The following is a 12,537-nucleotide window of genomic DNA, read 5'->3' on the forward strand; positions in this document are numbered from 1 at the left end:
GGCTGCCCCTCATCCCGCTGCCGCGACCTTCTTTCCGTCTGTGGGAAGGCAATCGCATCAAGCAGGGCGGCATGTTGCGTCCCCCCCTCTGGCCTGCCGGCCATCTCCCCCTCAAAGGGGGGAGATTGGCAAGAGGCAAAAACCTTGCTTGATCAGCAACGTTAGAGCGAGGCGAAACGCTGCTCCATCTAATCTCCCCCCCCCTTTGAGGGGGAGATGGCCGGCAGGCCAGAGGGGGGACGCCTCGTCAGATATGATTGCCCTCCCGCTTGCGGGGAGAAGCTGCCGGCAGGCGGATGAGGGGCTGCGGAGCGCCAGGGAGCTTGCGGGATCAGGCCTTGGTGCCGCCCACCGTCACCTGGTCCATGCGCAGATGCGGCTGGCCGACGCCGACCGGGACCCACTGGCCGGCCTTGCCGCAATTGCCGATGCCGGTATCGAGCTTCGTGTCGTTGCCGACCATCGAGACGCGGCGCATGGCGTCCGGCCCGTTGCCGATCAGCATGGCGCCCTTGACCGGCGCCGTCACCTTGCCGTTCTCGATGAGATAGGCTTCCGTGCAGCCGAAGACGAATTTTCCGGAGGTGATGTCCACCTGTCCGCCGCCGAAGGAGACGGCATAGAGGCCGTTCTTCACGGAGGCGATGATCTCCTCCGGCGTCCTGTCGCCGGAGAGCATGTAGGTGTTGGTCATGCGCGGCATGGGCCGGTGGGCGTAACCCTGCCGGCGGCCGTTGCCGGTCGCCTTCATGCCCATCAGGCGGGCATTCTGCCTATCCTGCATATAGCCGACGAGCTTGCCGTCCTCGATCAGCACGTTATAGGCCGACGGCGTGCCCTCGTCGTCGACGGTGATCGAGCCGCGGCGGTTGTCGATCGTGCCGTCGTCGACGACGGTGACGCCCCGGGCGGCGACCTGCTCGCCCATCAGTCCGGCGAAGGCCGAGGTCTTCTTGCGGTTGAAATCCCCTTCCAGCCCGTGGCCGACGGCCTCGTGCAGCATGACGCCCGGCCAGCCGGAGGAGAGCACCACGTCCATCGTGCCCGCCGGCGCCTCGACGGCCTCGAGGTTGACCAGCGCCTGGCGCAGCGCCTCGTCCGCGCCGAAACGCCAGCTCTCCTCGGTGAGGAACGCGTCGAAGGTGGTGCGCCCGCCAATGCCGTAGCTGCCGGTCTCCTGCCGGTCGCCGTGTCCGGCGACGACGGAGATGTTGACGCGGGTCATCGGGCGGATGTCGGTGACGCGGTGCCCGTCGGCGCGCAGGATGTTGACGACCTGCCAGCTCGCGGCGATCGAGGCCGTCACCTGCCGCACCTTCGGGTCCTTGGCGCGCAGGTAGGCGTCGATCTCGGTGAGGAGGGCGACCTTCTGCTCGAAGCTCGGCGCGCCGATCGGGTTGTCGGGCGTATAGAGCCGGCGATTGGTGCCCTGCGGCGCGGCGGCATAGTCGCCGGAATAGCCGCGCGTGACGGCACCCGCCGCATCGGCCGCGCGCTTCAGCGCCGCAAACGTCATCTCGCCGGAATGCGCATAGCCCACCGCCTCGCCGGCGACGGCCCGAAGGCCGAAGCCCTGGTCGGTGTTGAAGCTGCCGCCCTTGAGGCGGCCATTGTCGAAGGAGAGGGATTCGGCCTGGGCATGCTCGAGGAAGAGCTCGCCATCGTCGGCACTATCGAGCGCCTCCTTCAGCACCGCCTGCACGGACGCCTCGTCGGCGTCGAAGAGGGAGAGGAGGTCGGTGTTCATGGGAGGCTCCGCAAGCAATGGACTTGGGGCTCATGTAAGTCCCCGGTGGGCGGGCGGCAAGCCCGCCCGGGAGCGGGCTTACGGCAGCGCGTCGTAGCCTTCGCCGAAACCCTTGAGGTCGACGGGGATGCCGATGCCTTCCTCGGGCGACTGGAAGACGATGAAGGTCGCCGTCGCGCCGGAGCGGAAGGTCTTCAGCAGCTCGTCCTCCAGCACGACCTCGGCATAGCAGCCGTCCGAGAAGCAGCGCACGAAATAGGCGCGGCCGATGTCCTTGCCGTCGACATTGAGGCCGAGGCCGTTCGGCAGGAGCACGCCGAGCGGCGCGAGCACGCGCAGGATCTTCGCCTTGCGGTCGGCGGTCTTCAGCACGACGACGGAGAGGCCGAGCTCGGGCCGGTCCTCGGCCAGCACGTTCTGCATCAGCGCGCACTGTTCGCCGGAGGCGCCGGCCGGCTGGTCGCAGACGATCGACCAGGCGCCATGGTTCGATTTCACCGTGCCGGGCTGCTGGGCTGCCGAAAGGGAGGGAAGCGCGAGAGCGCCGAACCCGAGCGCGGCAAGGCCAAGTGCCGCGCGGGACAGCCGGGAAAGGGGAGCAAAACCCATGAAAACCTCGGAATCTCGAATCAGTCGGGCCTATCTTTGAAGGGGCGGCGGCGAAATGAAAAGCCCCGGGCGCTCATTTCCAATTGATTGAAGGCGGAAATTGGACGGCCCGCCCACTCATTATAATAGGGGCCTTGCGCGGGGCGGGCGAGGCGCCGCAGCAGGCGGACCGGGCCGGGTGAGGGGGGCATGCGGCGGGATCGGCGCAGCCAAACCTTTCATGCTATAGAGGATTGTGAAGAAACTGTGGGGAGCGGGGCCATGCTTTTGCTTTTGCGCAAAAATGCCGCACGGGGTGTCCCCCATGGCTGTTGCGGCGAGCATGAAACTGTGGTTTTAAGCACTCAGTATAGCAGGGATTCTGCGCGTCTGTTTGATCCCGATCAAACGCCTTGGGGAGATACGTTGTGAAAAACAAAGCTTTTGCAGTTCTGGCCGCGATCGGCTGTCTGCTCTTTGCTTCCACCGCTTTCGCTGATCAGCCGTTCGACTGGCAGAAGGGCCTTCAGCCCGCTGCGACCTCGATCATGGAAGAGATCCGCTGGTTCGAGCAGTACACACTGTGGTTCATCGTCCCGATCACCCTGTTCGTTCTCGCGCTGCTTGTTGTCGTCGTCGTGAAGTTCCGCGAAGGCGCCAATCCGGTCCCGTCCAAGACCAGCCACAACACGGCGATCGAAGTCGTCTGGACGCTCGGCCCGGTCATCGTTCTCCTCTTCCTCGCCGTTCCCTCCTTCCAGCTCCTGACCAAGCAGCTCGCCCCCACGGAAGAGCCGGAACTGACGATCAAGGCCACCGGCTACCAGTGGTACTGGGGTTATGAATACCAGGTCGGCGAAAGCCCGCTCTCCTTCGACAGCATCCTGCTCCAGGAAGGCGATCGCGCCGCCGCCGGCAAGGAAGACAAGGGCGTCTATCCGCGCCTTCTCGCCGTCGACAACGAGGTCGTCGTTCCCGTCGGCAAGCATGTCCGTCTCCTCGTCACCGCTGCCGACGTGATCCACGCCTTCGCGATGCCCTCCTTCGGCGTGAAGATCGACGCCGTGCCGGGCCGCCTCAACGAAACCTGGTTCAAGGCCGATCGTGAAGGCCTGTTCTACGGCCAGTGTTCCGAGCTGTGCGGCAAGGACCATGCGTACATGCCGATCGCCATCCGCGTCGTCTCGCAGGAGAAGTACGATACGTGGCTTGCCGCCGCCGCGACGAATCTCGGCGATGCAAACAAAGCCCTGATGGCGTCGGTCGACGGTGCGGCGAAGTCCGTCAACGTCGCCGCCAACGCCGCGCAGTAATTCCAAGGGAGTCGAGACCATGGCCGGAACATCCGCTGCCCACGGCGATCACCACGATCACCACGAACACAAGCCGCTCACCTTCTTCCAGCGTTGGTTCCTGTCGACCAACCACAAGGACATCGGCACCCTCTACCTGATCTTCGCGATCTGTGCGGGCATCATCGGCGGTACGCTGTCGGTGGTGATGCGCATGGAACTGCAGGAGCCGGGCATCCAGATCTTCCACGGTCTCGCCCAGATGGTCTACGGCTTCGAGGGCGATGCCGCCATCGACGGCGGCAAGCACATGTTCAACGTCTTCACGACGGCGCATGCGCTCATCATGATCTTCTTCATGGTCATGCCCGCGCTCATCGGCGGCTTTGCCAACTGGATGGTGCCGATCATGATCGGCGCGCCGGACATGGCCTTCCCGCGCATGAACAACATCTCCTTCTGGCTGATCATCCCGGCCTTCCTGCTGGTTCTCCTTTCGATGTTCGTCGAAGGCCCGGCGGGCGCCTATGGCGCTGGCGGCGGCTGGACGATCTATCCGCCGTTCTCGACCTCCGGCCAGCCGGGTCCTGCCATGGACTTCGTGATCCTCGGCCTGCACATCGCCGGCGCATCCTCGATCCTCGGTGCGATCAACTTCATCACCACGATCCTCAACATGCGCGCCCCGGGCATGACGCTGCACAAGATGCCGCTCTTCGCCTGGTCGGTGCTGATCACCGCCTTCCTGCTGCTGCTCTCGCTGCCGGTCCTGGCGGGCGGCATCACCATGCTTCTGACCGACCGCAACTTCGGCACGGCCTTCTTCGCGCCGGAAAACGGCGGTGACCCGATCCTCTTCCAGCACCTGTTCTGGTTCTTCGGTCACCCGGAAGTGTACATTCTGATCCTGCCCGGCTTCGGCATCGTCAGCCACATCGTGTCGACCTTCTCGCGCAAGCCGATCTTCGGCTACCTCGGCATGGCCTATGCCATGGTTGCCATCGGCGCCGTCGGCTTCATCGTGTGGGCACACCACATGTACACGGTCGGCATGTCGCTCGACACGCAGCGCTACTTCGTCTTCGCCACGATGGTCATCGCGGTTCCGACGGGCGTGAAGATCTTCTCGTGGATCGCGACGATGTGGGGCGGTTCGATCCGCTTCACCACGCCGATGGTCTGGGCGATCGGCTTCATCTTCCTGTTCACCGTCGGCGGCGTCACGGGCGTTCAGCTTGCAAACGCCGGCCTCGACCGCGCCCTGCACGACACCTACTACGTGGTTGCCCACTTCCACTACGTCCTGTCGCTCGGCGCCGTCTTTGCCATCTTCGCGGCCTGGTACTACTGGTTCCCGAAGATGACCGGCTACATGTATTCGGAATTCCTCGGCAAGCTGCACTTCTGGGTCATGTTCGTCGGCGTGAACCTGATCTTCTTCCCGCAGCACTTCCTCGGCCTTGCCGGCATGCCGCGCCGCTACATCGACTACCCGGATGCCTTCGCCGGCTGGAACGCGGTGTCGTCCTACGGCTCGTACATCTCGGCCTTCGCCGTCGTGATCTTCCTCTTCGGCGTCTTCGAAGCCTTCGCCAAGAAGCGCGTCGCCGGAGACAACCCGTGGGGCGAGGGTGCCAATACGCTGGAATGGCAGCTCTCCTCGCCGCCGCCGTTCCACCAGTGGGAACAGCTCCCGAAGATCAAGTAGGATCTTTTGACATCGGGGCCGCCGGAAACGGCGGCTCCCTGACTTGCAGAACACGTGAATGCAGAACGCGTGAATGTTGGCGGAGACGACGGTTCGTTGGGCAGCGGCCCACGCCCCACCCTCCGTCATCCTCGGGCTTGACCCGAGGATCCACTCCCTACGGCACGCCGGAGGGGGGTGGCGTGGATCCTCGGGTCAAGCCCGAGGATGACGGAAGAGAGGGAGGAGGCATGAGGTTTGCTCTCTCTGACAACGGAACGATACGGTAAAGAACATGGCGGTCATCGAGCATCACGAAACGGTTCCGGGCGGCGGCGAGGTCTACCTCTCCGAAGCGTCGCCGCGTGATTTCTTCGAGCTTCTGAAGCCGCGCGTCATGTCGCTCGTCGTCTTCACGGCCTTTGCCGGCCTCATCGTCGCGCCGGGCGAGATCAATCCCCTCATCGGCGCCATCGCGATCCTCTGTATCGCCGTGGGCGCCGGAGCCTCCGGTGCCCTCAACATGTGGTACGACGCGGACATCGATGCGGTCATGACCCGCACCGCCAAGCGTCCCATCCCCTCCGGCCGCATCCGCCCGGAAGAAGCGCTCGCCTTCGGCCTGACGCTCTCCGCCTTCTCGGTCGCGATCCTCGGCCTTGCGGTCAACTGGCTCTCGGCGGGCCTGCTCGCCTTCACCATCTTCTTCTACGCCGTCATCTACACGATGTGGCTGAAGCGCTCGACGCCGCAGAACATCGTCATCGGCGGCGCGGCCGGCGCCTTCCCGCCGATGATCGGCTGGGCTTGCGTTACCGGTGGCGTCTCCGTCGAGAGCGTCGTTCTCTTCCTCATCACCTTCCTGTGGACCCCGGCGCATTTCTGGGCGCTCGCCCTCTTCAAGATGCGCGACTACGACGCCGTCGGCGTGCCGATGCTGCCGAATGTCGCCGGCGAGTGGACGACGAAGGTGCAGATCCTTGTCTACGCCGTCCTGACCGCCGTCATCGCCGTCGTGCCGACCGTGCTCGGTTTCGCCAGCTTCGGCTATGGTCTCTTTGCCGCAGCCCTCGGTCTCGGCTTCGTGTGGTATTCTGTCGGCGTATTGCGCATGCCGGAAGGCGACCGCGCGATGGTGCCGGCCAAGAAGCTCTTCGCCTTCTCCATCGTCTATCTGTTCGCGGTCTTCTCCGGCCTGATGGTCGACCACCTGGTCGCGTCGCTTGGATGGGTGCTGTAATGGAAACGGTCAATCTCACGGAAAGCCAGAAGAAGTCGCGCCGCGGCCGGAACATCGCGCTCGGTGCGGTGCTCCTGGGGCTCGTCGTGCTGTTCTACGTCATAACCCTCGTCAAGTTCTCCGGCGGAATGGCGGGCTGACGATGAGCGAGCTGCAGAAGACCGAGAAAAGCGGGCCCGAGAAAAGCGGATTGGGCAACGGCACGATCGTCGCCATCTGCTGTTCCTTCGTCATCGGCATGGTCGGCATGGCCTATGCGGCCGTGCCGCTCTACGAGATGTTCTGCAAGGTGACGGGCTATGGCGGCACGACGCAGCGCGTCGAGCAGGCCTCCGACGTCATCCTCGACAGGACGATCAAGGTGCGCTTCGACGCCAATGTCGGCCCGGGCCTCGCCTGGAGCTTCGAGCCGGTGCAGCGCGAGGTCGAGCTGAAGATCGGCGAGACCGTGCAGGTCCTGTATAAGGCACGCAACAACGCCTCGACGCCGACGACCGGCCAGGCGACGTTCAACGTCACGCCCCAGGCCGCCGGCGCCTATTTCAACAAGGTCCAGTGCTTCTGCTTCACCGAGACGACGCTGAAGCCGGGCGAGGAACTCGAAATGCCCGTCGTTTTCTTCGTCGACCCGGCGATCGTCGAGCCGGTCGAGACGAAGGGCATCCACACGCTCACGCTGTCCTATACCTTCTATCCGCATGAGGCGTCGAAGCCGGTGGCTTCGGCTGCGGAGGCGAAGGCGGACGACGCGAACAAGCTTTGAATACCATGCGTTTCCGGCTATGCCGGGAACGGAACGCGATACATTGGGGATAAGTCAGATGGCCGATGCGCATCAGAAGAAACACGACTACCACATCATCGACCCCAGCCCGTGGCCGTTGCTTGCCTCCATCGGCGCCTTCATCCTGGCGTTTGGCGGTATCGGCTACATGCGCTACCTTTCGGGCGGTGCCTTCAGCCTGTTCGGCATCAACTTCGCCAATCCGTGGATCTTCTACATCGGCCTCCTGATCACGCTCTACACCATGTATGCCTGGTGGGCGGATACGGTGAAGGAAGCCCATGAGGGCCACCACACGCGCGTCGTCTCGCTGCACCTGCGCTACGGCATGATCATGTTCATTGCCTCCGAGGTGATGTTCTTCGTCGCCTGGTTCTGGGCCTTCTTCGACGCCAGCCTCTTCCCGGGCGAGGCCATCCAGGCCGCCCGCGTCGAGCATACCGGCGGCGTCTGGCCGCCGAAGGGCATCGAGGTGCTCGATCCCTGGCACCTGCCGCTCTACAACACGGTCATCCTGCTGCTTTCGGGCACCTGCGTGACCTGGGCGCACCACGCGCTGCTGCACAACGACCGCAAGGGCCTCGTCAACGGCCTCGCGCTGACGGTGGCGCTCGGCGTGCTGTTCTCCTTCGTCCAGGGTTACGAATACGCCCACGCGCCGTTCGCCTTCAAGGAATCCATCTACGGCGCGACCTTCTTCATGGCGACCGGCTTCCACGGCTTCCACGTCCTGGTCGGCACGATCTTCTTGATCGTCTGCCTCATCCGCGCCATGCGCGGCGATTTCACCCCGAAGCAGCACTTCGGCTTCGAGGCGGCCGCCTGGTACTGGCACTTCGTCGACGTCGTCTGGCTCTTCCTGTTCTTCTCCATCTACATCTGGGGTGGCTGGGGCGCGCCGATCGCGCATATGTAGGCGAGTCTCGCTCGATTTGTCGAAACGGCCGCAGCGATGCGGCCGTTTTCCGTTTCGGGGCCGTTTGTCGCGGCCTTTCGATTGGACGGGGCAAGGGCAGGGCGGTATAGGGATGTATGCGCCGGTTTGGCCCCTCATCCCCTGCCTGGACTTTCTCCCCGCAAGCGGGGCGAAGGGGCAGAAGGCGCATCCATCGCTCCTCGCCCCGCTTGCGGGGAGAGGATGCCGGCAGGCAGGTGAGGGCCTTGCCGCCCGAAGCATGAGCCCGCGGCCGCCCGCCCGGGCGTGAACACACGGACAAGACCATGGACGAGGACAAGGCACTCTATCCCCCCGTCGACCCCTTCAGCGCCGGCGTGCGCGGCTGCTGCCCGCGCTGCGGCCAGGGCAAGCTGTTCGACGGCCTGCTCAAGGTGAAGCCGGCCTGCGCGAGCTGCGGGCTCGACTATTCCTTCGCCGATTCGGGCGATGGCCCGGTCGTCTTCGTGCTGCTCATCGTCGGCTTCATCGTCGTCGGCGCGGCGCTGTGGATGGAGGTGAACGTCAACCCGCCGCTCTGGGTGCATTTCCTCTTGTGGATCCCGCTCGTCATCGTCCTCGGCCTCGGGCTGACGCGCATCCTCAAGGGCCTGCTGATCGCGCTGCAATACCGCAACAATGCGCGGCCGGGCGAGATCGACCGTGGCTGAGGTCCCCGCCGGTGCCATGCCGCGCAAGGGCTGGGGCAAGGCGATCCTCACGGGAACCGCCTTGGTCATCGCCCTCGCCATCCTCCTGTCGCTCGGCACCTGGCAGGTCCAGCGCCTCTACTGGAAGGAGCAGCTTCTCGCAGACATGGCCGCGCGCCGCATCGCCGCGCCGGCGGCGCTCGCCGATATCGAGGCGATGGCGACACGGGGCGAGGATATCGAATACCGCCCCGTCACGGTTTCCGGCACCTTCGCCAACAACAGGGAGCGGCACTTCTTCGCCACCTGGCACGGCCGGACCGGCTATCACGTCTATACGCCGCTCCAACTCGCCGACGGCCGCTTCCTCTTCGTCAACCGCGGCTTCGTGCCCTTCGAGGCGAAGGAGCCGGAAATGCGCAAGCAGGGCCAGCTCACCGGCGGGCAGACCGTGGTGGGCCTTGCCCGCGCCCGCCTTGCCGAAAAGCCGTCCTCCATCGTGCCCGACAACGACCTGCAGAAGAACATCTTCTACTGGAAGGACCTCGACGCGATGGCGTCGAGCACCGGCATTCCGGCCGACAGGCTCGTGCCCTTCTTCGTCGATGCGGGCGATGCGCCGAACCCCAAGGGCCTGCCGATCGGCGCCGTCACCCAGTTCGACCTGCCGAACAACCACCTGCAATATGCCGTCACCTGGTATGGCCTCGCGGCCGCGCTGGTCGGCGTCGGCCTCTTCGCCGTGCTGCGGCGCAAGGCGGCCTGAAAGCGCGCGACCAGGTTGTTTTTTCTTGGCGCGGCGCCGCTTGCCGGCCTATATGGGGCGCAAGGCCCGACCATTGCCGGATACAAGAGAAGCATGATTGATACCCGACCGGACTTGACCATCAGGCTGTGCGGCCCGCGCGGCTTCTGCGCCGGCGTCGACCGCGCCATCCAGATCGTCGTTCTGGCGCTGAAGGCCTATGGCGCGCCGGTCTATGTGCGCCACGAGATCGTGCACAACCGCTATGTCGTGGAGGGTCTGGAGGCCAAGGGGGCGATCTTCGTCGAGGAGCTCGACGAGATCCCGGAAGAGCACCGCCAGCAGCCCGTCGTCTTTTCGGCGCACGGCGTGCCGAAATCGGTGCCGGCGGATGCCGAGGCGCGCAACCTCTTCTATCTCGATGCGACCTGCCCGCTGGTTTCCAAGGTGCACAAGCAGGCGATGCGCCACCAGCGCCTCGGCCGCCATGTCGTGCTGATCGGCCATGCCGGACACCCCGAGGTGATCGGCACGATGGGCCAGTTGCCGGAGGGCTCCGTCTCGCTGGTCGAGACCGTCGAGGACGCCGACAGATACGTGCCGCCGGATCCGGACAATCTCGGCTTCGTCACCCAGACGACGCTCTCGGTGGACGATACGGCCGGCGTCATCAAGCGCCTGCACGAGCGTTTCCCGAACCTCACGGCCCCGGCCGCCGATTCGATCTGCTACGCCACCACCAACCGGCAGGAGGCGGTCAAGCAGGCCGCGCCCGGCTGCGACCTCTTCCTCATCGTCGGCGCGCCGAACTCCTCCAATTCCAAGCGTCTCGTCGAGGTGGCGCTGAGGGCCGGGGCGACGAAATCCGTGCTCGTCCAGCGCGCCGCCGAGATCGACTGGGAGACCATCGGCGACATCCGCACCGTCGGCCTCTCGGCCGGCGCATCGGCGCCGGAGGTCATCGTCAACGAGATCATCGAGGCTTTTCGCGCGCGCTACAATGCTGTCGTGGAGCTTGCCGATACCGTCGAGGAGAACGAGCACTTCCTCGTCAACCGCGAGCTTCGCGCCATCGAACTCACCCCCGCCGACATGGCCTTTGTCAATGGGGAGTAGCTGGTGACGGGGGATGCAGCGACCACGCTGCTTCTCCAATATGCGCTGAGCGGGATTCTGCTGCTTGCCATCATCTGCGGGATCGCGAGCTTTTTCTTCATGCTGCGATCGATAATGAGCTTCGGATCGGGACTTGGAAATCCGGCAGGCAGTTCGTCTGATTCCGAAGGGGCTGCGCGGATGTTCGACGGTCCGGAATACGCCGCGAAACGTAGACAGCTGGGCTTTTCCGTCCTGGTGCTGGTTTGCTCCCTTGTAATCCTCGCCGCATTCATCCTGATTAAGAATCATCTGACCTGTTGTCAGCTATCAGCCATTTCCTAGGTAGTTCACTTGGCCGTCTACACCGATATCACCGAAGACGATCTGTCCCGTTTCCTCACCGCCTATGACGCGGGCACGCTGCTCTCCTACAAGGGCATCGCCGAGGGCGTGGAGAATTCCAACTTCCTGCTGCACACCACCAAGGGCGCCTTCATCCTGACGCTCTACGAAAAGCGCGTCGATCCGAACGACCTGCCGTTCTTCCTCGGCCTGATGCACCATCTCGCCGAACGTGGCCTGTCCTGCCCGTTGCCGCTGCCGCGCAGCGACGGCGCGCTGCTCGGCGAACTCTCGGGCCGCCCCGCCGCGATGATCTCCTTCCTGGAAGGCATGTGGCTGAGAAAGCCCGCGGCGAAACATTGCCGCGAGGTGGGCCGGGCGCTGGCCGAGATGCATCTGGCCGGCGAAGGCTTCGAGCTCACCCGCGCGAATGCGCTCTCCGTCGGCGGCTGGCGGCCGCTGTGGGAAAAGTCCGCGGACCGGGCCGACGAGGTGGAGGCGGGCCTCCAGGACGAGATCGCCGGTGAACTCACCCTCCTGGAGGCGAACTGGCCGAAGGACCTGCCGTCGGGCGTCATCCACGCCGATCTCTTCCAGGACAATGTCTTCTTCATCGGCGACACGCTGTCGGGCCTCATCGACTTCTACTTCGCCTGCAACGACCTCTTGGCCTACGACGTTTCCATTTGCCTCAATGCCTGGTGCTTCGAGAAGGACGGCGCGTTCAACCTGACCAAGGGTATGGCGCTGCTGGAGGGCTACGAGAGCGTGCGCCCGCTTTCGCCCGGGGAGGCGGCGGCGCTGCCGCTGCTCGCGCGGGGCTCGGCCCTGCGCTTCTTCCTGACGCGGCTCTACGACTGGCTGACGACGCCGCCGGGCGCGCTGGTCGTCAAGAAGGATCCGCTGGAATATCTGCGCAAGCTGCGCTTCCACCGCCAGATCCGCAACCCCGCCGAATACGGTCTGTCGCGATGAAGCATGTCGATATCTTCACGGACGGCGCCTGCTCGGGCAATCCCGGTCCCGGCGGCTGGGGCGCGGTGCTGCGCTACGGCGAAGTCGAGAAGGAGATGCTCGGCGGCGAGGCACTGACCACCAACAACCGCATGGAGCTTTCCGCCGCCGTCGCCGCGCTCGGCGCGCTGAAGAGCCCGTGCGAGGTCGATCTCTATACGGACTCGAAATACGTCATGGACGGCATTTCGAAATGGATCTTCGGCTGGAAGAAGAACGGCTGGAAGACCGCCGACAAGAAGCCGGTGAAGAACGGCGACCTCTGGCAGGCGCTCGACGAGGCGCGGGCGCGCCACAAGGTGGAATGGCACTGGGTCAAGGGCCACGCCGGCCACCCGGAGAACGAACGCGCCGACGAACTGGCGCGCCAGGGCATGGCGCCGTTCAAAGGCATTAGGAGTTAGGCAGTAGGAATT

Annotated in this window: 14 protein-coding genes; 12 read left to right on the plus strand and 2 right to left on the minus strand. The window is 64.8% G+C overall.

From position 1 onward, the window contains the following. Positions 1–331 precede the first annotated feature (331 nt). Both tldD and WMC41_RS03865 read right to left on the minus strand, forming a co-directional pair. A complete protein-coding gene (tldD, locus tag WMC41_RS03860; RefSeq protein ID WP_432347076.1) occupies positions 332–1,747 on the minus strand; it encodes a metalloprotease TldD in 1,416 nt (471 codons plus the stop codon). A gap of 78 nt (positions 1,748–1,825) precedes the next feature. After that, a complete protein-coding gene (locus WMC41_RS03865; protein ID WP_272804659.1) occupies positions 1,826–2,356 on the minus strand; it encodes an invasion associated locus B family protein in 531 nt (176 codons plus the stop codon). Positions 2,357–2,763: 407 nt separating this feature from the next. Between WMC41_RS03865 and coxB the strand changes: the two genes are divergently transcribed. From coxB to rnhA, 12 genes are all read left to right on the plus strand, one after another. Then, positions 2,764–3,648 (plus strand): cytochrome c oxidase subunit II, encoded by an 885-nt coding sequence (gene coxB, locus WMC41_RS03870; RefSeq protein ID WP_272804660.1) that lies wholly within the window; start codon positions 2,764–2,766, stop codon positions 3,646–3,648. A 19-nt stretch (positions 3,649–3,667) separates the two neighbouring features. Next, a complete protein-coding gene (gene ctaD / locus WMC41_RS03875) occupies positions 3,668–5,335 on the plus strand; it encodes a cytochrome c oxidase subunit I (protein WP_244767799.1) in 1,668 nt (555 codons plus the stop codon). A 274-nt stretch (positions 5,336–5,609) separates the two neighbouring features. Beyond that, on the plus strand, positions 5,610–6,554 hold the full coding sequence (locus tag WMC41_RS03880) for a heme o synthase (protein WP_244767798.1): 945 nt from the start codon (positions 5,610–5,612) through the stop codon (positions 6,552–6,554). Continuing rightward, positions 6,554–6,694, plus strand: coding sequence for a hypothetical protein (locus WMC41_RS03885; RefSeq protein WP_244767797.1), 141 nt, complete (start codon positions 6,554–6,556; stop codon positions 6,692–6,694). Before WMC41_RS03880 ends, WMC41_RS03885 begins: the two co-directional genes overlap by 1 nt. 2 nt (positions 6,695–6,696) lie before the next feature. Further along, complete coding sequence (locus tag WMC41_RS03890) at positions 6,697–7,317, plus strand: cytochrome c oxidase assembly protein (protein WP_272804661.1); 621 nt, start codon at positions 6,697–6,699, stop codon at positions 7,315–7,317. 58 nt (positions 7,318–7,375) lie between these two features. Continuing rightward, a complete protein-coding gene (locus WMC41_RS03895; RefSeq protein ID WP_244767795.1) occupies positions 7,376–8,254 on the plus strand; it encodes a cytochrome c oxidase subunit 3 in 879 nt (292 codons plus the stop codon). Between the two features lie 305 nt (positions 8,255–8,559). Beyond that, entirely contained in the window at positions 8,560–8,943 is a 384-nt protein-coding gene (locus tag WMC41_RS03900) for a DUF983 domain-containing protein (RefSeq protein ID WP_064329306.1), read from the plus strand. A 16-nt stretch (positions 8,944–8,959) separates the two neighbouring features. Next, positions 8,960–9,688 carry an SURF1 family protein gene (locus WMC41_RS03905; protein ID WP_432348249.1) on the plus strand — a complete coding sequence of 243 codons (729 nt, stop codon included), beginning with the start codon at positions 8,960–8,962 and terminating at the stop codon, positions 9,686–9,688. 93 nt (positions 9,689–9,781) lie between these two features. Further along, a complete protein-coding gene (ispH, locus tag WMC41_RS03910) occupies positions 9,782–10,783 on the plus strand; it encodes a 4-hydroxy-3-methylbut-2-enyl diphosphate reductase (RefSeq protein ID WP_064329307.1) in 1,002 nt (333 codons plus the stop codon). A gap of 3 nt (positions 10,784–10,786) precedes the next feature. Beyond that, positions 10,787–11,107 (plus strand): hypothetical protein, encoded by a 321-nt coding sequence (locus WMC41_RS03915; protein WP_432347077.1) that lies wholly within the window; start codon positions 10,787–10,789, stop codon positions 11,105–11,107. A gap of 9 nt (positions 11,108–11,116) precedes the next feature. Then, entirely contained in the window at positions 11,117–12,082 is a 966-nt protein-coding gene (locus tag WMC41_RS03920; RefSeq protein WP_432347078.1) for a homoserine kinase, read from the plus strand. Further along, positions 12,079–12,525: a ribonuclease HI gene (gene rnhA / locus WMC41_RS03925; protein WP_244767791.1), complete on the plus strand. Its 447-nt coding sequence runs from the start codon at positions 12,079–12,081 to the stop codon at positions 12,523–12,525. The genes WMC41_RS03920 and rnhA overlap by 4 nt, the downstream gene beginning before the upstream one ends. The last annotated feature ends 12 nt before the right edge of the window (positions 12,526–12,537 follow it).

It is taken from the genome of Shinella yambaruensis (assembly GCF_050859155.1).
In the GTDB taxonomy this organism is placed as follows: Bacteria; Pseudomonadota; Alphaproteobacteria; order Rhizobiales; family Rhizobiaceae; genus Shinella; species Shinella yambaruensis.

What these genes read in the sequence shown, in the direction of transcription:
- WMC41_RS03885 (WP_244767797.1), top strand. Translation starts at nt 6,554, where the DNA reads ATGGAAACGGTCAATCTCACGGAAAGCCAGAAGAAGTCGCGCCGCGGC.
- WMC41_RS03880 (WP_244767798.1), top strand. Translation starts at nt 5,610, where the DNA reads ATGGCGGTCATCGAGCATCACGAAACGGTTCCGGGCGGCGGCGAGGTC.
- WMC41_RS03900 (WP_064329306.1), top strand. Translation starts at nt 8,560, where the DNA reads ATGGACGAGGACAAGGCACTCTATCCCCCCGTCGACCCCTTCAGCGCC.
- WMC41_RS03890 (WP_272804661.1), top strand. Translation starts at nt 6,697, where the DNA reads ATGAGCGAGCTGCAGAAGACCGAGAAAAGCGGGCCCGAGAAAAGCGGA.
- ispH (WP_064329307.1), top strand. Translation starts at nt 9,782, where the DNA reads ATGATTGATACCCGACCGGACTTGACCATCAGGCTGTGCGGCCCGCGC.
- WMC41_RS03905 (WP_432348249.1), top strand. Translation starts at nt 8,960, where the DNA reads ATGCCGCGCAAGGGCTGGGGCAAGGCGATCCTCACGGGAACCGCCTTG.
- WMC41_RS03865 (WP_272804659.1), bottom strand. Translation starts at nt 2,356, where the DNA reads ATGGGTTTTGCTCCCCTTTCCCGGCTGTCCCGCGCGGCACTTGGCCTT.
- tldD (WP_432347076.1), bottom strand. Translation starts at nt 1,747, where the DNA reads ATGAACACCGACCTCCTCTCCCTCTTCGACGCCGACGAGGCGTCCGTG.
- ctaD (WP_244767799.1), top strand. Translation starts at nt 3,668, where the DNA reads ATGGCCGGAACATCCGCTGCCCACGGCGATCACCACGATCACCACGAA.
- WMC41_RS03895 (WP_244767795.1), top strand. Translation starts at nt 7,376, where the DNA reads ATGGCCGATGCGCATCAGAAGAAACACGACTACCACATCATCGACCCC.
- rnhA (WP_244767791.1), top strand. Translation starts at nt 12,079, where the DNA reads ATGAAGCATGTCGATATCTTCACGGACGGCGCCTGCTCGGGCAATCCC.